Origin of the sequence: Nesterenkonia sandarakina (genome assembly GCF_014138825.1) — a bacterium.
Taxonomy (GTDB): domain Bacteria; phylum Actinomycetota; class Actinomycetes; order Actinomycetales; family Micrococcaceae; genus Nesterenkonia; species Nesterenkonia sandarakina.
Genome location: NZ_JACJIH010000001.1, coordinates 2,617,110 through 2,638,051, shown reverse-complemented (window position 1 = coordinate 2,638,051; position 20,942 = coordinate 2,617,110). Strand labels below are relative to the sequence as shown.

Below are 20,942 nucleotides of genomic sequence, written 5' to 3'. Positions count from 1 at the left end.
GAGACTCCGATGACCACTCAGGACACCCACGGTGCCACTGCCTCCATCTCCGAGGATCCGGACCTGATGCAGCTGGCCCGCCACCTCAGCCCCGAAGAACGTGAGCGGGTGCGCTTCATCGAGGATCACGCCCAGCGCACCGTTCGGCACCAGTCCCTCGAGGCCTGGAATGAGGCTCGCCTTCCGCTCGACATGCTCTCCGGACTGGGAGACATCGGACTGGGGCAGCTGCACCTGGACGGCTCCTCGCCGCTGCTGCGCGGACTCGTCCACGCCGCACTGGCGCGCGCCGATGTCTCGATCTCGGCGGTGATCGGGATCCACAACGAGCTCATCGTGGGCATGATCCATGCCCTGGGATCCCAGCGTCAGCGCGAGGAGTGGCTTCCGGATCTGCGCCGGCTGCGCACCTTCGGCGCGTTCTGCCTCACCGAGCCCGACCATGGCTCCGACGTGGCCGGAGGACTGGCCACCTCGGCGACGCTGCGCGGCGGGCAGTGGCGCATCCAGGGATCCAAACGCTGGATCGGGATGGGCACGGCGGCCGACGTCGCCCTGGTCTGGGCTCGAGACACCGCCGATGGGCAGGTCAAGGGATTTCTCGTCCCCACCTCGAGTGCCGGGTATCAGGCTCGAGAGATCACCCATAAGACCGGGCTGCGCATCATGCCCAACGCGGACATCGAACTCGATGTCACCGTGCCCCAGGACGCACTGCTGCCAGGGGCGACCTCATTCGCCGCCACGAACACCGGCCTGCGCAGCTCCCGGGCCTGGGTGGGATGGCAGGCGGTCGGCGCCCAGCAGGCCCTGCTTGACATCGCGCGAGACTATGCATCGCGGCGCGACCAGTTCGGAGTTCCGCTGGCATCCTTCCAGCTCATCCAGGCTGCGCTGGGCAAGGTGGCAGGGAACCTGGCGGTCTCCACCTCCTTCATGGCCGAACTGACCAGGCTGCAGGCCGAGCGTGGACTGACCATGATGCACGCATCCCTGGGCAAGGCGACGCTGACCCGACTGGCGCGGGACTCGGCCGCTGCCGCGCGGGAGATCTTCGGCGGCAACGGCATCCTGAGTGACCATGAGGCCGCCAAGATCGCCGGAGACATTGAGGCGATCTACACCTACGAGGGGTCCCAGGGCATCAACCTGCTGATCGTCGGCCGGGAACTCACCGGAGTCTCCGCCTTTGCGCCGCACCGCAGGCCCGGAGGCGCGGGCGTCAGCGTTGCGGCGGCGCAGTCCCAGGTTCAGAGCTGAGCAGACTCAGCCCTGGTATTCGTCCCCGATGATCAGGGTGATGTAGCTGGCCTGGTCATGGGACTCCACGGTCTCCGCCCCGAAGCTCTCGGCGAGCTCCTCGGCGAGCGCCTGCTCGGCCTCACCTGAACCGGCGGGGTAGACCACGGCCGGGGTCTCGGCGCGCTCTTCGAAGTTCCAGCTGCCCTTCCAGACCACGTTGTAGTCGAGCTCCTCGAGCTCGGCGCTCATCGCGGTCTCCCCGCCTTCGACGCCCTGGTAGTTCGCGACCTGGACCGGGGTCTCGGTGTCACTGGCCGGCTGCGGCCCTGCGGGCTCCTCAGCTTCCGCCGTCTCACCTTCCTCGGCGGCGCCGTCTTCCGCCGCGTCCTCCTCGGTCACCGCGGCGTCCTGCTCCTCCGCCGTGGTGTCGGCGTCGGAGTCTGAGAGCATCGGCACGATGAAATAGGCGAACGCCCCGACCAGCAGCACGAACCCTGCCAGCAGCCCGATCCAGCGCAGCCCGCTGCCACCGGCGCCCCCGGTCCCGGAGGCCCCCGGCGCCCGGTGCTTGCCGGCCTCTCCTGCCTGGTAGGGCGGGACGTCGTCTAACTCGTCGTGCGGGTGCTGGCTCATAGGTCCTGTCCTCAAAGGTGCGTGGTCGATGCTCGGCGCTGCGGGGCCCGACCAGGTCAGCGGCGGGTCGCGCGGGCCCGGTGCCGGGCGTCGCGCTGTCGGCGCAGGCGTTTGACCAGCATCGGGTCGTGGGCGAGTGCCACCTCTGTGTCGATCAGTCGATTCAGCGCCTGGTAGTACGCCACGGCTGACATCTGCAGCGCGTCACTGATGGCCTCGTCCTTCGCGCCGGCGTACTTCCACCACTGGCGCTCCAGGTCGAGCATCTTCTTCTCCGGTTCGGTGATCATCTCACCGTCATCTTACGGCGGGCCGACGAGCATTGCCGGAATATCGGTGCAGATGAACCCGGCGGTGTGTTCCTGGGAGCACGCTGTCTATGGTGGTGGAGATGACATCACAGACTGAACTGATCGCTCCGCTGGAATCCGGCTGGCAGCGCGCCCTGGCCGGGGAGTCCGCTCACTTCCAGAATGTCCGGGATGAGCTGACCCGACGCCGCGACGCCGGGGAGCAGGTGCTGCCCGCCCCGGAGCTGGTGCTGCGCGGGTTCCGCCAGCCGTTTGAGGCGGTGAAGGTGCTGATCCTCGGGCAGGACCCCTACCCGACACCGGGCCATGCCATCGGGATGTCCTTCGCGGTGGACCCGGAGGTGCGCCCGCTGCCGCGCAGCCTGGGCAACATCTTCACCGAGCTGGAGTCTGATCTGGGGATCCCCCGGAGCCCGCATGGAGATCTCAGCGACTGGGCCGCGCAGGGCGTGCTGCTGCTCAACCGGGTGCTCACGGTCACCGCCGGCGCACCGGCCTCGCACCGGGGCATCGGATGGGAGCAGATCACCGAGGCCGCGCTGAGCGCCCTGGTGCACCGCGGAACCCCGCTGGTCTCGATCCTCTGGGGAGCCGACGCCCGGAAGCTGGCGCCGCTGCTGGATCGGGGCGAGCACACCGCGGTGCTCACCAGCCCGCACCCCTCACCGCTCTCGGCTCGGCGCGGGTTCTTCGGCTCGCGCCCGTTCTCACAGGCCAACGAGGCGCTCAGCCGACTCGGTGCGGAGCCGGTGGACTGGCGGCTGAATCCCGCCGAGCAGGCCGAGCAGGCCGGGTAGGCCGGGTAGGCCGAGCGGGCCGGACCGGGAGGCTCGCGGCTTCGGAGAAGCCCTCAGCGACGTCGGGTGCGGGAGCGTTCGTGGGACTGCAGCCCCGCGGTGAACGGGCGCATCAGCACATCTCCGAGCACGATCCCGGCGGCGATCGCCATGATGATGATCAGCGCGTTGAACAGCTCGGTCAGTCCGCCCATCATGCCCACGGTGGAGGCGTCCATGGCGATCTGATACATCCCGCGGAACACCATCAGCCCGGGCAGCATGAACATCATCGCGGGGACCGCGACCACCAGCTGGGGCGAGCCCATGCGCAGCGCCAGCACCCGTCCCAGCGCCCCCACCACCACGGCTCCGAAGACCGGGGTGATGCGTTCGCCCAGGCCGATGACCTCGGCGGCGTAGTAGGCGCAGAAGCCCAGCGCCGAGACAGCACCGATCGGCAGCAGCATCCGCCAGCTCGCCTGCTCGACCACGGCGGCTGCCACGGCTGCCAGGAACACCAGCGCCACCAGGACCGCCGGGTGGTAGAGCCGGGTCAGGCCCACCGCCACCTCGATCTCCGGGGCGCCGAGCATGTTGGCGATCACCACCGCGGCCATGATGCCGGAGGTCATCCCGGCGAAGGCGATCATCGAGGACATCAGACGACCGGCAGCGGTGATCGGGAACCCGTTGATCCCGTCCTGGATCGCTGAGACGATCCGGGCTGAGGGCAGCAGGATCATCAGCCCACCGGCGACCACCATGGACGGGCGGATCGGCATGTCCATCGCGAAGGCCCCCATCGCGAACGAGGTCGCCATGAACCCTCCGGCGGCCAGCCCGAAGTACTCCGGCACCCGCCAGGTGGCGAGCTGCCGGGTGGTCCAGAGCACCAGGATCGTGGCGAGGAAGCCCATTGAGGCGTCCAGCAGCGGGGCTCCGAGGAATGCGGCGAAGAAGCTTGCGAAGATCGCACCGCAGATGGTGACCATCCAGCGTGGATACGGCTTGGGCTCGCGAGTGATCTCCCGCAGCCGGTCCTCCGCATCGCCGCGGGTGAGCCGGCCGGCGATGATGTCGGTGACCAGCTGATGCACCGAGGCCAGCGCCCGGAAGTTGTTCGACCAGGACCGCACCACCCGCACCCGGGAGTACGGGATCTTCCCGTCCGGGGCCCAGTTCAGGCTGATCGACTGGTTGGTGATGTCTGCGTCGGTGTTCTTCATCCCGAAGGCGGCGGTGACAGCGATGATCGAGGTCTCGACCTCCAGCGCACCGGCCCCGTAGCGGAAGAGCGCCTCCCCGAGGTCCAGCACGAAGGCGATCGTGGCCAGCTCATCGGTCTCGACGTGCGCCTCAGCCTGGTAGGGGTTCTCGAAGGGCGTCCCGGCGAGCCGGTCCAGGATCGGCACGGTGCCGGTGGCCGCGCGCTCGGCCTGCATGATCCGGCGCAGCACCTGGGGCGAGCGCGGCCTGCGATCGAAGACGCTGGGGTCGAAATCGGGGTCGCGCCGAGCCGAGCCGCTCAGCTTGGCCTTGAGCCAGGTCGGACGAAGCGCGGTTCCCCGGCGTGGGGAATGGCTCAGCGGGGACTGGCGCAGCGGAGCGCCGGGGGCGCTGTGCGGCAGGCTGATCAGACCCGAGGAGGTCGGTGAGGCGGGCTGCTCGGTCCGCTGCGTCCAGGAGGTCGTGGTCTCCTGCGGTCCGGTCGGGATCTGCGGACCCAGCGGATCGGTCTGATGCCAGTCCCCGGTGGCAGGAAAGGCGTAGTGGTCCGTGGGCTCGCTCGCGCCGGGGGCGGTGGTGTAGGACTGCTCGAAGCTGGGATCCGCGACGTATTCGTGGCGGGCCGCGTCGTTCTCGTCCTGTTCTGCGGCGCGGGCCACCGCCTCGGCGTCGTACTCCTCCCATTCCAGCGCGGCCTCGGCCTCTGCAGAGGCGTGCCAGGATGAGGCGAAGGAGCTGCGCAGCGTCTGCACGAACCCGGTGGGTGTGGCTTCCTCCAGCACCTCCTGGGTGGAGTGCACCACGGGGATGTGCGTGACATCGTCGGTGGGCTCGGTGCGCAGCGGGTCGATCGCTTCGGCGACGTAGCCTCCCGTGGGATGCCGGTCAACGTACTCGGATGCCACGAACCCTCCTCGCAGGCAACTGAACCACAAAAGGACCCTGGCAGATGCCGGGGCCTTGCGGGGTGTGTGAGTGGTGGTGCCTGGATCACAGGCCAAGAAAGTGGATCTGAATGGACTCGAACCATCGACCTCTCGCGTGTGAGGCGAGCGCTCTAACCAACTGAGCTACAGATCCTGAGGCACCTGAGCGCGGAATCCCGCGTTCACGTGCCTCAGAAGGTTATCACCCGTTCAGGCTCAAGACGAAACCGATGCCAGTGCCTCCGGGATCGGGGTCTTGCCGTCGAGGAAGTTCACGGTGGCGCGCACCGCTGCGCCGCTGCGCAGGGTCTCGGTGATGACCTCGGCGACGTTCTCCCGCGAGGTGTCCGCCGAGGTCTCCTCGCTGGACATGGTCTCCCCGGCGGTGGCCGGGTCGAGCACGGTGATCTTTCCGCTGGCAGGCTCCAGGGTCAGCGCGCCCGGGCCCAGGATGGTGTAGTCCAGGGAGGTGCTGCGCAGGTGGTTATCCGCCTGGTGCTTGGCCAGCGCGTAGGGGTAGAACGAGCTCTTGGGGTCCACCGTGTTGATGTCGGTCTCGCTGCGCGCGTAGGAGACCATCACGTAGCGCGACACACCCGCCTCGGCGGCGGCATCCATGCTGCGCACCGCGGCCTCGTGGTCCACAGCCTTGGTGCGGGCGGGGTTCCCTCCCCCAGCCCCGGCGGCGAAGACGACGGCATGCGCGCCGGTGAACGCCTCGGCCAGCTCGGCGGTGCCGGCGGACTCGATGTCCAGGACCCGCGGGGTGGCTCCGGCCTCGGTGATGTCCTGGGCCTGATCGGGATCTCGGATCAGGGACTCGACGCTGAAACCGGCGGCGGTGAGCTTCGGTGCTGCCAGGAGTGCGATCTTGCCGTGGCCGCCAACGATGACGACGCGCTGAGATTCAGCCATGGGGTGCTCCTTCGGGTCAGGGTGCCTTCTAGAATGCAGGCCCGCCGGGATGGATGTTCCCGACGGCTCTCTCCCCACAACGTCACAGCGCCCGCACTATTCCTGCGGGCACTCCGGCGGGCCGATCTCCCACGGCGCAGCCCAGCTGGTGCCGTGGGACCCGGGCCCCGCGACCGACCCCGGGTGAGGGCGATCGCGGGACCGGGCCGGGTGACCGGCGCCGGGTGAGGCATCAGCCTCGGGGGCTGGGGCCTGCCTGTGCGCGGTCCTCGATGTCGGTATCGGCAGCGGCGCCCGTGAGCTCGGGATCTGCGACCACGGAATCCGCGACCTCAGGATCTGCAATCTCAGAATCCGCGACCCCGGGATCTGCAATCTCAGACTCCGCGGCCTCAGTGCTCTCCGTCTCGGCCGCGGGGGTGGCGCGCAGCGTGGTGGCCAGGATCAGGGTGCCGACGCTCAGACCGGCAGCGAGCCGGAACGCCACGCGGAAGCCCTCCACGGCGGCGTCGTCCGGGTTCATCCCGGAGTTCACCGCGGCGGCGGTGCCCAGGCCGACGGCGGCCACCAGGGCGGCGGTGCCGATCGCGGCGGCCAGCTGCTGCAGCGTGTTCAGCGCCGCGGTGCCGTGGGAGTACAGCGCCTTGGGCAGCGGGTTCAGCGCCGTGGTGAAGGCCGGGGTGAACAGCAGCGCCAGGCCTGAGGAGAGCAGCAGGTGCAGGCCCAGCACCATGCCCACCGGGGTGGTCGGCGAGAGCAGGCTCATGCAGAACAGTGCCACGATCAGGATCGAGGCGCCTGGGATGACCAGCGGCTTGGGTCCCACCCGGTCGTAGAGGCGGCCGACGTAGGGTGCCATCAGCGCCATCAGCAGCCCGCCGGGGAGCAGGATCAGCCCGGTCTGCAGCGTGTCCAGGCCTCGGATGGTCTGCAGGAACAGCGGCAGCAGGATCAGCGCTCCGAAGAGCGCGATCATCATCAGCAGCATCATGGCCAGGGCGCGGGTGTACATCGTGTACGCGAAGGGCTTCAGGTTCAGCAGCGCGGAGTCGGTCTTCTGCAGCTTCACCTGCAGCAGTCCGAAGCCGATCAGGCACAGCACACCTGCCACGAGGACGGCGATGGCCACCGGGTCCACGCCGGGGGCCGCGTCCGCGGAGACCTCCTGGGTGCCGTGCCCGCCGCCGATCTGGCTGATGCCGTAGACCACGCCGCCGAAGCCGGGGACCGCCAGCAGCAGCGAGGGGATGGAGAGTCGCTTCCCGGCGGTGCCGGGATCCTTGTTCAGCCGGGGGCGGCCCAGGAACAGCGCGATCACCGCAATCGGCAGGATCATCAGGAACAGCCAGCGCCAGTCGGCCAGGTGCAGGATCAGACCCGAGAGCGCCGGCCCGGTGGCCGGAGCCACCGAGATCACGATCGAGATGTTGCCCATGACCACGCCCCGGCGGTGCAGCGGCACCAGGGTCAGCACGGTGGTCATCATCAGCGGCAGCATGATGGCGGTGCCGCTGGCCTGGACCACGCGACCTGCCAGCAGGACCTCGAAGCCGGGGGCTGCGGCGGCCAGGGCGGTGCCGGCGATGAACAGGCCCATGGCGGCGGTGAAGACCGCGCGCAGGCTGTAGCGCTGCATCAGGAAGCCGGTGATCGGGATCACCGTGGCCAGGGTGAGCATGAACGCGGTGGTGAGCCACTGGATGGTCGGCTCGCTGACCTGGAACTCCTCCATCAGCGGCTGCAGCGCCACGTTCATCAGGGTCTCGTTGAGGATCATCACGAAGGTGGAGACCAGCAGCGCGCCGATGGTGAGCTTGTCGGCCGAGGGCAACCGGCCGCCGTCGGGCGCGTTCACCTGCGAACGGACGGTGTGGGGTGAAGCGGGCACAGATCCTCCATAGAACACTAAAGAACCCCAGAGCGGTTCACCGCTGGGGTGACACCACTCTGGGGTTTTCGGAGCCCCCTGCCGGGTTCGAACCGACGACCTGCTGTTTACAAGACAGCTGCTCTACCAGCTGAGCTAAGGAGGCGAGGCGCCCCGCCAGGCGGGGCGCCAGTCACCGATGGTATCAGTTCGTCAACGTCAGCTCTCCGACTGGTATTCCTCGATGTGCTCTTCGACGAGTTCCCTGAAGGGGCGCTCGGAGTCGGCCCAGGAGACCTCGTCCACGTAGACGCTAGGGGTGCCCTCGATGCCTGCGGCCTGCGCGTGGCGGGTGGTGTAGCTCGCGAACGCCCGGTAGGTGCCGTCCTCGATGCACTCGCCGATGTCCGCGTTGAAGGTCTCGCTGGCGAGCTGGGTGAGCTGATCGTTGGACATCTCGTCGTTGTTCACCCGGTTCGCGGTGACCTGCCCGAGGTACTCGCTGTAGTTCTCCGGGGACTCCTCGGCCATGCAGGCGAAGGCGTTGGCCGCACGTGCGGAGTAGTTCGTGGAGGAGGAGAGGTAGGAGACCGAGCGGTATTCCGCGGTCACCAGGCCCTCGTCGAGCCATTCCTGCATCTGCGCTGAGTGCTCGGCCTCGAAGTTCGCGCAGTGGATGCAGTAGGCGTCGGTGTAGATGATGATGTGGGGAGCCTCTCCGGTCTCGCGCTCGGCCACCCCGGGCGGCAGCTCGGACTCGGGGTCTGCGACCTCGGAGGCGTCGATCTGGCCCAGGTCATCACCCTCGGCCAGCTCGGTGGAGGAGCTCAGCACGAAGCCGCCCTGCTCGTTGGCCGCTGCCGGCGCCGGACCCTCGCTGGGCGCGGCACCGGAGTCGTCACGGTTGAGCACGAAGAGGGTCAGGCCCACGACGACGGCGAGCGCCACCACCACCACGCCCACACGCAGCAGCACGGAGCCGAGCTTCTGCTTGCGCTCCTGCTCCTGCTGGAGCTTGCGGGCCTGTTCGCGCGCGTTGCCGCTGCGCGGGGATTCTGTACTGCGAGCCATGATGTTCTCCGGTGACTATCTGGATCATCTCTGTCCTGGTGCCCAGGATGATGATCGGGGTGTGGCTGGGGTCGAGATAATGCCGTGATCGGGATCCGGCAGTGCTCAAGATACAGGGTCAGCCTCGGGGCGGATGCCAGGGTATAGGCTCATGACGACGGCATCGCTGTCGCCAGGGGGTGTCTGCAGCTATCCACGGAAGGTGTCTCACGTGCCAGAGAGCAACGAGAACGGCAACGGCTATGACTTCGTGGTGGTGGCCAACCGTCTGGCCGTCAACCACGTCACGAACGAGGATGGAACCATCGGCTGGGAGCGTTCCCCCGGCGGCCTGGTGACTGCACTGGCTCCTCTGATGGAGAGCTCCGAGGGCGCCTGGGTCGGCTGGCACGGCGCCGCCGACGACGTGCTCGAGCCCTTCGACCACGGCGACATGCACCTGGTCCCGGTCCCGCTGAGCAGCGAGGACATCGAGGACTATTACGAGGGATTCTCCAACGGCACGCTGTGGCCGCTCTATCACGATGTCATCGCCCGGCCGGATTTCCACCGACACTGGTTCGAGGCCTACCGGCGGGTGAACCAGCGCTTCGCTGAGCACACCGCGCAGGTCGCCGCACCCAACGCCACCGTCTGGGTCCAGGACTATCAGCTGCAGCTGGTGCCCGCGATGCTGCGGGACCTGCGTCCGGACCTGACCATCGGCTTCTTCAACCACATCCCGTTCCCTCCCCCGGGCCTCTTCTCGCAGCTGCCCTGGCGGCACTCGGTGCTGCGCGGGCTGCTCGGAGCGGACCTGATCGGCTTCCAGCGCGCCTCTGACGCCTCGAACTTCCGCCGTGCGGTGCACAACCGGATGGGCTATTACGTGGAGGACGAGATGATCCACGTGCCACTGCAGACCAACGCCCCGGATCACGGCTCCCCGCTGGCGGGCTTCAACGCCGACGCCGACCGCGGCACCGCGGTCCGGGTCAACAGCGCTCCCCCGGCCGGCGCCGCACGCCTGGTGGAGGCCAAGGAGTTCCCGATCTCCATCGACACCGCGACCATCACGGCTCTGGCCAAGCGGGAGGACATCATCGCCCGCTCCCAGAAGATCCGTGAAGAGCTGGGCAACCCGGAGACCGTGCTCCTCGGGGTGGACCGGCTGGACTACACCAAGGGCATCCGTCACCGGATGAAGGCCTATGAGGAGCTGCTGCAGAACGGCTCGCTGACGGTGGGCCAGGTCTGCATGGTCCAGGTGGCGAGTCCTTCCCGTGAAGGCGTGGAGAGCTACCGGCTGCTCAAGGAAGAGATCGAACAGACCGTGGGCCGGATCAGCGGCGAGTTCGACACGCTCTCCCACCCGGCCATCCGGTACCTGCACCACTCCTACCCGATCGAGGAGATGGTGGCGCTCTACATGGCGGCCGACGTCATGTTGGTCACGGCGCTGCGTGACGGGATGAACCTGGTCGCCAAGGAGTACGTGGCGGCCCGGCGCGGGGACGACGGCGTCCTGGTGCTCTCCGAGTTCACCGGCGCAGCCGATCAGCTGCGCCAGGCGCTGCTGATCAACCCGCATGACGTCGACGAGCTCAAGGCCGCGATCCTGCGCGCGACCACCATGGACAGTGAGGACGCCAGCGCTCGGATGGAGAACCTGCGCCGACAGGTGGTCCATCACGACGTCCGCCGCTGGGCCACCGACTTCCTGGACCGCCTGGGCGAGCTGACCGGCGTCGTGAGCGTGAAGGGATGAACATGGAGGCCTCCGTGGACACCGACCGTACGCTGCACAGCGCTGTAGAGCGCTTCGCCGATCACCCCCGGATCCTGATCGCCCTGGACTTCGACGGCTGTGTGGCCGAGCTGGTCTCCAACGCCGCCGATGCCCGCCCGGTCCCGGCGAACGCCGAGGCCATCGCGGCCCTGGCAGAGCTGGACGGGGTGGACGTGGCCTATGTCTCCGGGCGCTCCCTGGAGTCCCTGCGTGAGCTCGCGCAGCCACCCGAGGGGGTGCTGCTGATCGGCTCGCACGGCGCGGAGAAGGATCTCGGCGAGGACGCGCCGGGCCTGGAGCTGAGCACCAACGAGACGCTGGCCCGTGGACAGATCATCTCCACCCTCGAAGAGGTCGCCGCAGATGCCGAAGGCGCCTGGGTGGAGCACAAGCCGGCCGGGGCGGCGCTGCACGTGCGCAACGTCAACGGGGATCAGCTCGGCGAGCAGGTCCTCGAACACGGACGGGCCGCGCTGTCCCTGGTCGACGGCGCGTACCTGAAGAACGGCAAGAAGGTCCTGGAATCCGTGGTCGTGCTGGCGACCAAGGGCGAGGGGATCACCGAGCTGCGCCAGCACACCGGCGCGGACGCGGTGCTCTTCGCCGGGGACGATGTCACCGATGAACATGGCTTCGCGGTCCTCGAGGGAGAGGACCTCGGCATCAAGGTCGGCGAGGGTGAGACCGCCGCCGGTCACCGGATCGCCGAGCCGAAGGACCTCGCCGGCGTGCTGCGCCTGATCGCGCAGCGTCGCAGCACCGACCCGGACGCCCGACCGACCCGCTAAGGACCGCCCATGACCACGCTGCCCGGCCTCGGACTCACCGCCTCAGGAACCATCCCCCAGGAGCTGCTGGATCTGCCCTGGCAGCTTCCGCTGGAGGAATGGCCCGAAGAGGTCATCGCCGCACTTCCGCGCGGCATCTCTCGGCACATCGTGCGCTTCGCCTATCTGGGCGGTTCGGTGATCGCGGTCAAGGAGACCTCGGAGCGTGCCGCGCGGCATGAATACCGGATGCTGCGCCAGCTGGGCAAGCTCGGCGCGCCCTGCGTGAAGCCGGTGGCCGAGGTCACCGGGCGCACCACCCCGGAGGGCGAGGAGCTCTCCCCCGCCCTGGTCACCCGGCATCTGCGCTTCTCCCTGCCCTACCGCGCGGTGTTCAACCAGATGATGCGCAAGGAGACGCTGCTGCGGCTGATCCACGCCCAGGCGCTGCTGATGGTGGAGCTGCACCTGATCGGCTTCTACTGGGGCGACGTCTCGCTGTCCAATACGCTCTTCCGGCGCGACGCCGGCGCCTTCGCCGCCTACCTCGTGGACGCCGAGACCGGCGAGATCCATCCGAAGCTCTCCACCGGTCAGCGCGAGTATGACCTCGACGTCGCCCAGGTCAACATCGCCGGGGAGCTGATGGACCTGATGGAGGGCGGCATGGTGGACGAGGAGGTGGACCCGATCGCGACCTCGCACCAGTTCATCGACGCCTACCGCGGTCTCTGGCAGGAGCTCACCGGTGACACTGCGTTCAACCCGGACCAGCGGTGGCTCATCGAGGAACGGATCCGGCGGCTCAACGAGCTCGGCTTCGACGTGGAGGAATATGACATCCGCACCGTGCGGGAGGACTCCAAGCTGCTGCTGCGCCCCAAGGTGGTCGACCCGGGTCACCACCAGCGACGCCTGATGAATCTCACCGGACTCGACGTGCAGGAGAACCAGGCGCGGCGGCTGCTCGGCGCGATCGACGCATACCGGGCTGAGTCCGACCCGCACGGGGACGAGGCGGTCGCCGCCCATATGTGGACCCAGCAGGTCTTCCAGCCGCTGATCGCCCAGATCCCCAAAGAGCTGCGCAATAAGCTGGAACCTGCGGAGATCATGCACCAGCTCATCGACCACCGCTGGCGGCTCTCCGAGCGCGAGCACCGGGACATCAGTCTCGAACAGGCGCTGCCCTCCTTCATCGACGAGGAGCTCAAGGGCCTGCGTGACGAGGCCACCCTGATGATCGATCCGCCCGGAGAAGTGATCGATCAGATGAACCGGCTCAACCGCGGCGAGGGCTGAGCCGGCTCATCCGGCGGCCGATCTCCACTGCGGTGCGGCGCATCAGCGGCACCGCGTGCCGGACGAACCCGTCATGCATCCGGCCGGTGGGGCCAGAGACCGAGAGCCCCATCGGCGAGGGACCGTGCGGCACCACGACGGCGAGGCAGCGCACCCCCATCTCCTGCTCCTCGTCATCCAGGGCGTAGCCCTGGGCAGCGATCCGGGGCAGCTGGTCCAGCAGCGCCTGCGGCCGGGTCAGCGTCTTCTCGGTCAACGAGGGCATCCCGGTGGCGCCGAGGATCTCCCGCACCCGCACCGGGTCCATTCCGGCCAGCAGCGCCTTGCCCACCCCGGTGGAGTGCAGGTGTGCTCGTCGTCCCACCTCGGTGAACATCCGCATCGAGTGCGGCGAGGGGACCTGCCCGATGTAGACGATCATCTCGGACTCCATGGCCGCCAGGTTCACGCTCTCGCCCAGTTCGGCCACCAGGGCCTGCATCTGGGGCACGGCGGGGCCGCCCAGCTGGCGGGTGGCAGACTCCCCCAGCGGCACCAGATTCGCACCGAGCGCATAGCGCCGGTCGCTGAGCTGGTGCACCACCCCCACACCCATCAGGGTGTGCAACAGCCGGTGCACGGTGGGCCCGGCGAGCCCGGTGGCGGCCTTGAGCTCCCCGGCCGTGGCGGACCCGCCCAGACCGGCGAGCACCTCGAGCAGCGCAAAGGCGCGCTCCACCACCTGTACGCGCTGTGAGTCCGCATTGCGGACATTGGCTTCCATGATGCGAACTCTATGCCATAGGAATGGAGCAAGCGAGAGCATCCGCGTCGTCGTCATCTCTGCAAAGGAGCAGCGCATGAGCATCACCATCCACGCCCCCTATGAGGTTCCCGGCACCGAGGAGATCCTCACCGATGAGGCCCTGGCATTCCTGCAGGAGCTGCACACCAGGTTCGCGGACACCCGCAACGAGCTGCTCGAGGACCGGCGCGCCGCGCAGGCGCAGGCGGCGAGCACCGGGACCGTGGACTTTCCCGCCGAGACCGCGCAGGTGCGAGACTCCGACTGGAAGGTCGCCGAGCACCCGGCCGCGCTGCAGGATCGCCGCGTCGAGATCACCGGCCCGGCCGCTCCTGCGAAGATGGCGATCAACGCGCTGAACTCCGGCGCGAAGGTCTGGCTGGCCTGCTTGGAAGATGCGCTGGCCCCGAACTGGTTCAACGTCATCGACGCCCAGCGCAATCTTGCCGGTGCCGCCTCCGGGACCTTGGAGTTCACCTCTGATGAGGGCAAGCAGTATCGACTGCGCGACGACGTCCAGGCGCCCACCGTCGTGGTGCGCCCGCGCGGCTGGCACCTGCCGGAGAAGCACCTTCAGCTGGACGGAACTCCGATGATCGGTGCTCTGGTCGACTTCGGACTGCACTTCTTCCACAACGCGAAGACGCTCACCGCACAGGGCCGGGGCCCCTTCTACTATCTTGCGAAGCTCGAGCACTATAAGGAGGCGCGGCTCTGGGATGAGGTCTTCAGCTTCGCGGAGGAGAAGCTCGGGATCCCTCACGGCACGGTCCGCGCCACCGTCCTGATCGAGACGCTGCCCGCGGCGTTCCACATGGAGGAGATCCTCTATGAGCTGCGCGATCACGCCTCCGGGCTCAACGCCGGACGCTGGGACTACCTGTTCTCCTTGATCAAGTACTTCCGCGCCGCGGGCGAGAAGTTCGTCCTGCCCGACCGGGCGCAGGTCTCCATGACCCAGCCCTTTATGCGGGCCTACACCGAGCTGCTGGTGCAGACCTGTCACAAGCGTGGCGCATTCGCCATGGGCGGGATGGCGGCGTTCATCCCGAACCGGCGCGAACCCGAGGTCACGGCCAAGGCCATCGAGAAGGTCCGGGATGACAAGTCTCGCGAAGCCGCCGACGGGTTCGACGGCTCCTGGGTGGCTCACCCGGATCTGGTCGAGCTCTGCAGCGAGGAGTTCACCGCCGTGCTGCAGGAGCAGCCGAACCAGTTGCACCGGCAGCGCGAAGACGTGTCGGTCTCCGCGGCAGAGCTGCTCGACGTCGCCGCGGCGGAGGGTGACGTCACCGAGGCCGGCGTGCGGATGAACCTGTACGTGGCCGTCTACTACACCGCCATCTGGCTCTCCGGCAACGGCGCCGTGGCGATCCATAACCTGATGGAAGACGCTGCCACCGCGGAGATCTCACGCTCCCAGGTCTGGCAGCAGATCCACAATGGGACCGTGACCGCCGACACCGGCGTGCCTGTGACCAATCAGCTGGTCTCGGGGCTGCTCGACGAGGAGATCGAACGCCTGCGCTCGGAGATCGGGGACTCCGAGATGTTCTCGAAGTACTTCGAGCCGGCCGCCGAGATCGTGCGCTCCCTGGTCCTGGATGAGGACTACATCGATTTCCTCACCCTGCCGGCCTACGAGCTCATGCCCTGACCAGCTGCACAGCGCCTCCGCGGAGGCACTGAGAATCGGTTCTCAGCGCGGCGGTGCCAGCAGACGCTGCAGGCCATGGCGGTAGATACGTTCTGCGGCCATGGCCTGCGGCGCGCCGGGGGCCCGCCCGGTCACAGGCTGGGCCGGCTGCAGCAGCGCCTGATTCTGCTCGGTGGCCAGGGCCCCCAGGGCGAAGCGCATCACCACTGCGGTCGTCTGCTCCGCCTCAGCCGGCGCCCACCCTGCTTCCCTGAGCCGCTGCGGCAGCAGCTGCGCCGGTGGCAGCGTGGTGTCGAGCGCATAGGCAAGCAGCAGCAGATCACCAGCATCGCGCAGCGGAAGCACCAGCAGGCGGAACCGAAGCATGAGCGCCAGTGCGTCCCCGGGCTCATCCAGGAGAGGGTCCAGGATCTCCTGGGCCACCGTGCGCAGCAGCTCCTGTTTGCTGGGCACGTGGTAGTAGAGCGCACCGGGGGCGACGTCGAGCTCCCTGGCCAGTCGACGCATGGAGACGTCCTGGAGACCGTATTGGCTCAGCAACGATCGCGCCGTGGCGGTGATCAGCTCCAGGGAGAGTGCCAAGAGGGTCGGTTCCTCACGTGATCAGGGACAGAGGGTGAAACGCTGGGGCGGCGGGCTCCCGCCGTGCATAACAGCCGGCGCCGGGAGCCGCACACAGGCGACGCCCCCAGGGCCACGCAGCGCAGTGAGCAGCTACAGGCCGTTGTCGCGGAAGAGCTTCTCGTCCGGGTCCGTCAGGGACTCCTCGATCAGCCAGCGGTTGGTCTGCAGCGCCTGGAGGTTCTTGGAAACCAGGGTGTCTCGGGTCTTGGCCACACCTTCAGCCAACAGCGCGATCTGCGCCTTGAACTCCGCGGCGTGCTGCGGCTTCTCGCTGTCGGGCAGAGCCAGAAAGAGCTCCAGTGTGCGTGGCAGGTGACGTTGGATCGTGCGATTCACCGCATCCTGGTGTTCGGGGTAACGCGAGAGAGTGTCCCAGCGATCCACGATCTCCTCGAGTCCCACCAGCATCATCCGGAGCTGACCCTTGGTCGAGGGGGGCAGCTGCGCGGACCGGTTTCGCACAGTGTCGCTGATCTGCGTGAGCTGCGAGTGCAGTCGCTGCTGGTCGTCGTTGATCTGTTCGGTGCGCCGCAGTCGACTCTGCGCACTGCCGACGACGATCCCGTAGGTCCCCGCGGCGGCGGCTCCTCCGACCATGGCGCCGGCGAGGATCGCCCAGAGATTGGGCAGCATGACCAGCAGCATCAGCCCGAAGCCGAGCAGGAACGCCAGGAGAGGCAGGGCGATGTGCGTGCGGCGCTGGGCTTCGGTGCCCTGCGGTTCGCCGCGCGAGAGTTCAGAGCCGATGGGAACCTCCTGCTCACTGCTGCTGGGTATCACTCAAGGATATAGCCCGCCGATGGACAGACTCTGGACGAGGCATGAGGCGGACCTGGCGGCAGGCACCAGGGTCCGGATGAGGGCCTGTGCGAGCCAGGCTTGCCCGGCTCTGGGAGGTCACCGACCCTGGGCGATCACCGACCCTGGGCGATCACCGACCCTGGGCGATCACCGACCCTGGGCGATCACCGACCCTGGGCGATCACCGACTCTGGGCGGTCAAGAACCCTGGCTGGTAGAGCAGCGGCGGACCTGGCCCGGAGAACGCATCGGATGGTTAACCCAAAGATGGGCCGGGGTCCTGCCTGGCGGCAGATCCACGGCCCATCTCATCAGTGGTCGGGGTGACAGGATTTGAACCTGCGACCTCGTCGTCCCGAACGACGCGCGCTACCAAGCTGCGCCACACCCCGTGATTCTACGCTCCGAGGACCTCATGGTCCAAGGGCGCAGACTGTCATCCTATCCAGGAAGGCATCCGCTGAGCAAAACGGCGAATACCACCCCGGGTACAGGTCAAGCCCGGACCCCCGCAGGGGACCGGGCTTGAACCCTCTCTACTAAATAGTGTCCGGCGGCGACCTACTCTCCCACACACTCCAGTGTGCAGTACCATCGGCGCAGTGGGCCTTAGCTTCCGGGTTCGGGATGGGACCGGGCGTTTCCCCCACGCTATGACCGCCGTAACTCTAGAACAACACCGTCACTGTTTTCCCACACCACCACACGCACCCCAGAACAGGGGCCCTTGTGGTGGGGTACTCACCGGTGTTGTAAACCTAAACTCACAACAACACTCTTCACTTATCCCCCCACACCAGCCCCCCTCACTCGAGGAACCAGCAAACTGGGGGGTCTGACCTGACCCACACCACCACCAGCCCCTCCCAAAAAGAGAGGACGCCACAGGTGTTGTGGGGTTGTTGGCAGAGAACCGCCTAGTGGACGCGAACACGCAGTGTTCCAATGAAACTCACCGAGCACACTGATAAGTGTGGTGTAAGTGATCGGCTTATTAGTACCAGTCAGCTTCACGCATTGCTGCGCTTCCACATCTGGCCTATCAACCCAGTAGTCTAGCTGGGAGCCTTCACACCAAAAGGTGACGGAGATCTTATCTTGAAGCCGGCTTCCCACTTAGATGCTTTCAGCGGTTATCCATCCCGAACGTAGCTAATCAGCGGTGCACTTGGCAGTACAACTGACACACCAGAGGTTCGTCCGTCCCGGTCCTCTCGTACTAAGGACAGACCTTCTCAAATCTCCTGCGCGCGCAGCGGATAGGGACCGAACTGTCTCACGACGTTCTAAACCCAGCTCGCGTACCGCTTTAATGGGCGAACAGCCCAACCCTTGGGACCAACTCCAGCCCCAGGATGCGACGAGCCGACATCGAGGTGCCAAACCATGCCGTCGATATGGACTCTTGGGCAGGATCAGCCTGTTATCCCCGAGGTACCTTTTATCCGTTGAGCGACGGCCCTTCCACACGGTGCCGCCGGATCACTAGTCCCAACTTTCGTTCCTGCTCGAGCTGCCGCTCTCACAGTCAAGCTCCCTTGTGCACTTACACTCGACACCTGATTGCCAACCAGGCTGAGGGAACCTTTGGGCGCCTCCGTTACTCTTTAGGAGGCAACCGCCCCAGTTAAACTACCCACCAGGCACTGTCCCTGGACCCGATCAGGGCCCGAAGTTAGATGCCTAACAACACCAGAGTGGTATTTCAACGATGACTCCACAACCACTAGCGTGGCCGCTTCACAGTCTCCCACCTATCCTACACAAGTGATGTCAAACACCAATACCAAGCTATAGTAAAGGTCTCGGGGTCTTTCCGTCCTGCTGCGCGTAACGAGCATCTTTACTCGTAGTGCAATTTCGCCGAGTCCACGGTTGAGACAGCGGGGAAGTCGTTACTCCATTCGTGCAGGTCGGAACTTACCCGACAAGGAATTTCGCTACCTTAGGATGGTTATAGTTACCACCGCCGTTTACTGGGGCTTAAATTCAGAGCTTCGCCACAAGGACTAACCCTTCCTCTTAACCTTCCAGCACCGGGCAGGAGTCAGTCCGTATACATCGTCTTACGACTTCGCACGGACCTGTGTTTTTAGTAAACAGTCGCTTCCCCCTGGTCTCTGCGACCACCACCAGCTCACCAAAGCAAGCCTGGATCACCAGGGTGGTCCCCCTTCTCCCGAAGTTACGGGGGTATTTTGCCGAGTTCCTTAACCGTGGTTCTCTCGATCGCCTTAGTATTCTCTACCTGACCACCTGTGTCGGTTATGGGTACGGGCGGTACAAGCCCTCGCGCCGATGCTTTTCTTGGCAGCATAGGATCACTGAATCCCCCACACAGTGGAGTCCCATCAAGTCTCACCCCTATAACGAGTCCCGGATTTGCCTAGGACTCGGGCTACACTCTTAGACCCAGACAACCATCGCTGGGCTCAGCTACCTTCCTGCGTCACACCTGTTAATACGCTTGGCTCCCCGGTTCAGGTCCTGCGCTCCTCGTACACGTCGATCCCACAAGGGGACCGCTCTAGCACGATTCGGGCAGTTAGTATCACCAGTTCACCATGGGCGGTCTTATACCGGTACGGGAATATCAACCCGTTGTCCATCGACTACGCCTGTCGGCCTCGCCTTAGGTCCCGACTAACCCAGGGCAGATTAGCTTGACCCTGGAACCCTTAGTCATTCGGCGGACACGTTTCTCACGTGTCTTTCGCTACTCATGCCTGCATTCTCACTCGAACACACTCCACAGACGAGCTTACGCTGCTGCTTCACCGCAGTGTTCGACGCTCCCCTACCCATCTAATCCTCAAGGGACTAAATGCCACAGTTTCGGTGGTGTGCTTGAGCCCCGCTAAATTGTCGGCGCGGAATCACTTGACCAGTGAGCTATTACGCACTCTTTCAAGGGTGGCTGCTTCTAAGCCAACCTCCTGGTTGTCTAAGCAACTCCACATCCTTTCCCACTTAGCACACGCTTAGGGACCTTAACTGGTGGTCTGGGCTGTTTCCCTCTCGACCATGAAGCTTATCCCCCACAGTCTCACTGCTGCGCTCTGACTTGACCGGCATTCGGAGTTTAGCTGACGTCAGTAACCTTGTAGGGCCCATCGGCCATCCAGTAGCTCTACCTCCGGCAAGAAACACGCAACGCTGCACCTAAATGCATTTCGGGGAGAACCAGCTATCACGGAGTTTGATTGGCCTTTCACCCCTACCCACAGCTCATCCCCCCAGTTTTCAACCTAGGTGGGTTCGGTCCTCCACGCGCTCTTACACGCGCTTCAACCTGGCCATGGGTAGATCACTCCGCTTCGGGTCTAGACCCAGCGACTAAAAACGCCCTATTCAGACTCGCTTTCGCTACGGCTTCCCCACACGGGTTAACCTCGCCACTGAGCACTAACTCGCAGGCTCATTCTTCAAAAGGCACGCCATCACACCCCTAAAGGATGCTTTGACGGATTGTAGGCACATGGTTTCAGGTACTATTTCACTCCCCTCCCGGGGTACTTTTCACCATTCCCTCACGGTACTGATTCACTATCGGTTAGTAGGTAGTATTTAGGCTTACCAGGTGGTCCTGGCTGATTCACACAAGATTCCTCGAGCCTCGTGCTACTCGGGATACATCTACAGGCCGGCGGAACGCATTACGACTACGGGACTCACACCCTCTACGGCGAAGGACTCAACCTTCTTCGTCTATACGCCCGCACCTCAACCCCAAGGACTGGTAGATCCTCAACGAGATGTCCCACAACCCCGGCCACGCAACCCCTACCAGGTATCACACGCAACCGGTTTAGCCCCATCCGCTTTCGCTCGCCACTACTCACAGAATCACTACATTGTTTTCTCTTCCTGTCGGTACTGAGATGTTTCACTTCCCGACGTTCCCTCCAACCGGTCTATACATTCAACCGGTGGTCACACACCACAACAGCATGCGGGGTTTCCCCATTCGGAAATCCTGGTATCAACGCTCGGTTATCAACTCCACCAGGCTTATCGCAGATTCCCACGTCCTTCATCGGCTCCTACTACCAAGGCATTCACCATGCGCCCTAAAACACTTACGACCATCATCACAGTAGCTGCGATGACACTCACAAAATTAAGTGCTCGACTAAAAATTGACACAAAAAACACTGACCACACCACACGGTGTGACCAGCATGATTCGAGTACTTTCGTTCAATTAAGAACAAAGATGCTCGCGTCCACTATGCAGTTCCCAAACAACAACCCCCACCACCATCACC

The 20,942-nt window shown here is 65.7% G+C and carries 15 protein-coding genes, 3 tRNA genes and 2 rRNA genes; 6 read left to right on the top strand and 14 right to left on the bottom strand.

Annotated elements, in window-relative coordinates; translation table 11 throughout:
- Positions 1-9 precede the first annotated feature (9 nt).
- On the top strand, positions 10-1,260 hold the full coding sequence (locus HNR24_RS12010) for an acyl-CoA dehydrogenase family protein (protein ID WP_083504596.1): 1,251 nt from the start codon (positions 10-12) through the stop codon (positions 1,258-1,260).
- A gap of 6 nt (positions 1,261-1,266) precedes the next feature.
- Here HNR24_RS12010 and HNR24_RS12005 read toward each other — a convergent pair whose 3' ends face one another.
- Positions 1,267-1,875: a LytR C-terminal domain-containing protein gene (locus tag HNR24_RS12005; protein ID WP_058887656.1), complete on the bottom strand. Its 609-nt coding sequence runs from the start codon at positions 1,873-1,875 to the stop codon at positions 1,267-1,269.
- Between the two features lie 56 nt (positions 1,876-1,931).
- Entirely contained in the window at positions 1,932-2,165 is a 234-nt protein-coding gene (locus HNR24_RS12000) for a DUF3263 domain-containing protein (protein WP_083504597.1), read from the bottom strand.
- Positions 2,166-2,266: 101 nt separating this feature from the next.
- On the opposite strand from HNR24_RS12000, the gene HNR24_RS11995 reads away from it, so the two are divergent.
- A complete protein-coding gene (locus HNR24_RS11995) occupies positions 2,267-2,983 on the top strand; it encodes a uracil-DNA glycosylase (protein ID WP_182495893.1) in 717 nt (238 codons plus the stop codon).
- A gap of 53 nt (positions 2,984-3,036) precedes the next feature.
- Here the strand turns inward: HNR24_RS11995 and HNR24_RS11990 are convergent, their stop codons facing one another.
- From HNR24_RS11990 to HNR24_RS11965, 6 genes are all read right to left on the bottom strand, one after another.
- Positions 3,037-5,097 carry a threonine/serine exporter family protein gene (locus HNR24_RS11990; protein ID WP_182495892.1) on the bottom strand — a complete coding sequence of 687 codons (2,061 nt, stop codon included), beginning with the start codon at positions 5,095-5,097 and terminating at the stop codon, positions 3,037-3,039.
- A 101-nt stretch (positions 5,098-5,198) separates the two neighbouring features.
- Positions 5,199-5,272, bottom strand: a tRNA-Val gene (locus HNR24_RS11985).
- 62 nt (positions 5,273-5,334) lie between these two features.
- Entirely contained in the window at positions 5,335-6,033 is a 699-nt protein-coding gene (locus HNR24_RS11980) for an NAD(P)H-binding protein (RefSeq protein WP_182495891.1), read from the bottom strand.
- A 232-nt stretch (positions 6,034-6,265) separates the two neighbouring features.
- Positions 6,266-7,921: a DHA2 family efflux MFS transporter permease subunit gene (locus HNR24_RS11975; protein ID WP_310735441.1), complete on the bottom strand. Its 1,656-nt coding sequence runs from the start codon at positions 7,919-7,921 to the stop codon at positions 6,266-6,268.
- Between the two features lie 72 nt (positions 7,922-7,993).
- A tRNA-Thr gene (locus HNR24_RS11970) sits at positions 7,994-8,066 on the bottom strand.
- A gap of 53 nt (positions 8,067-8,119) precedes the next feature.
- A complete protein-coding gene (locus HNR24_RS11965; RefSeq protein WP_058887659.1) occupies positions 8,120-8,971 on the bottom strand; it encodes a DsbA family protein in 852 nt (283 codons plus the stop codon).
- Positions 8,972-9,122: 151 nt separating this feature from the next.
- Here HNR24_RS11965 and HNR24_RS11960 point away from each other — a divergent pair, with 151 nt between their 5' ends.
- The 3 genes from HNR24_RS11960 to HNR24_RS11950 are packed head-to-tail and all read left to right on the top strand — an operon-like array spanning position 9,123 to position 12,808.
- The gene (locus HNR24_RS11960; protein WP_182495889.1) at positions 9,123-10,718 is read left to right on the top strand and encodes an alpha,alpha-trehalose-phosphate synthase (UDP-forming); all 1,596 of its coding nucleotides are present in this window, start codon (positions 9,123-9,125) and stop codon (positions 10,716-10,718) included.
- A 14-nt stretch (positions 10,719-10,732) separates the two neighbouring features.
- A complete protein-coding gene (gene otsB, locus HNR24_RS11955; protein WP_182495888.1) occupies positions 10,733-11,527 on the top strand; it encodes a trehalose-phosphatase in 795 nt (264 codons plus the stop codon).
- 9 nt (positions 11,528-11,536) lie between these two features.
- Complete coding sequence (locus tag HNR24_RS11950; protein ID WP_058887661.1) at positions 11,537-12,808, top strand: DUF4032 domain-containing protein; 1,272 nt, start codon at positions 11,537-11,539, stop codon at positions 12,806-12,808.
- Here the strand turns inward: HNR24_RS11950 and HNR24_RS11945 are convergent.
- On the bottom strand, positions 12,789-13,571 hold the full coding sequence (locus HNR24_RS11945; RefSeq protein ID WP_058887662.1) for an IclR family transcriptional regulator: 783 nt from the start codon (positions 13,569-13,571) through the stop codon (positions 12,789-12,791). The genes HNR24_RS11950 and HNR24_RS11945 overlap by 20 nt on opposite strands.
- A gap of 76 nt (positions 13,572-13,647) precedes the next feature.
- Between HNR24_RS11945 and aceB the strand changes: the two genes are divergently transcribed.
- Entirely contained in the window at positions 13,648-15,249 is a 1,602-nt protein-coding gene (gene aceB / locus HNR24_RS11940; protein WP_058887663.1) for a malate synthase A, read from the top strand.
- Positions 15,250-15,291: 42 nt separating this feature from the next.
- Here aceB and HNR24_RS11935 read toward each other — a convergent pair whose 3' ends face one another.
- The 5 genes from HNR24_RS11935 to HNR24_RS11915 all read right to left on the bottom strand — a co-directional run bounded on the left by HNR24_RS11935 (position 15,292) and on the right by HNR24_RS11915 (position 20,759).
- The gene (locus HNR24_RS11935; RefSeq protein ID WP_058887664.1) at positions 15,292-15,831 is read right to left on the bottom strand and encodes a TetR/AcrR family transcriptional regulator; all 540 of its coding nucleotides are present in this window, start codon (positions 15,829-15,831) and stop codon (positions 15,292-15,294) included.
- A 132-nt stretch (positions 15,832-15,963) separates the two neighbouring features.
- On the bottom strand, positions 15,964-16,653 hold the full coding sequence (locus HNR24_RS11930) for a hypothetical protein (RefSeq protein WP_058887665.1): 690 nt from the start codon (positions 16,651-16,653) through the stop codon (positions 15,964-15,966).
- A gap of 336 nt (positions 16,654-16,989) precedes the next feature.
- A tRNA-Pro gene (locus HNR24_RS11925) sits at positions 16,990-17,066 on the bottom strand.
- Positions 17,067-17,222: 156 nt separating this feature from the next.
- Positions 17,223-17,339 (bottom strand): 5S ribosomal RNA (gene rrf / locus HNR24_RS11920).
- A gap of 309 nt (positions 17,340-17,648) precedes the next feature.
- Positions 17,649-20,759 (bottom strand): 23S ribosomal RNA (locus HNR24_RS11915).
- Positions 20,760-20,942 lie beyond the last annotated feature (183 nt).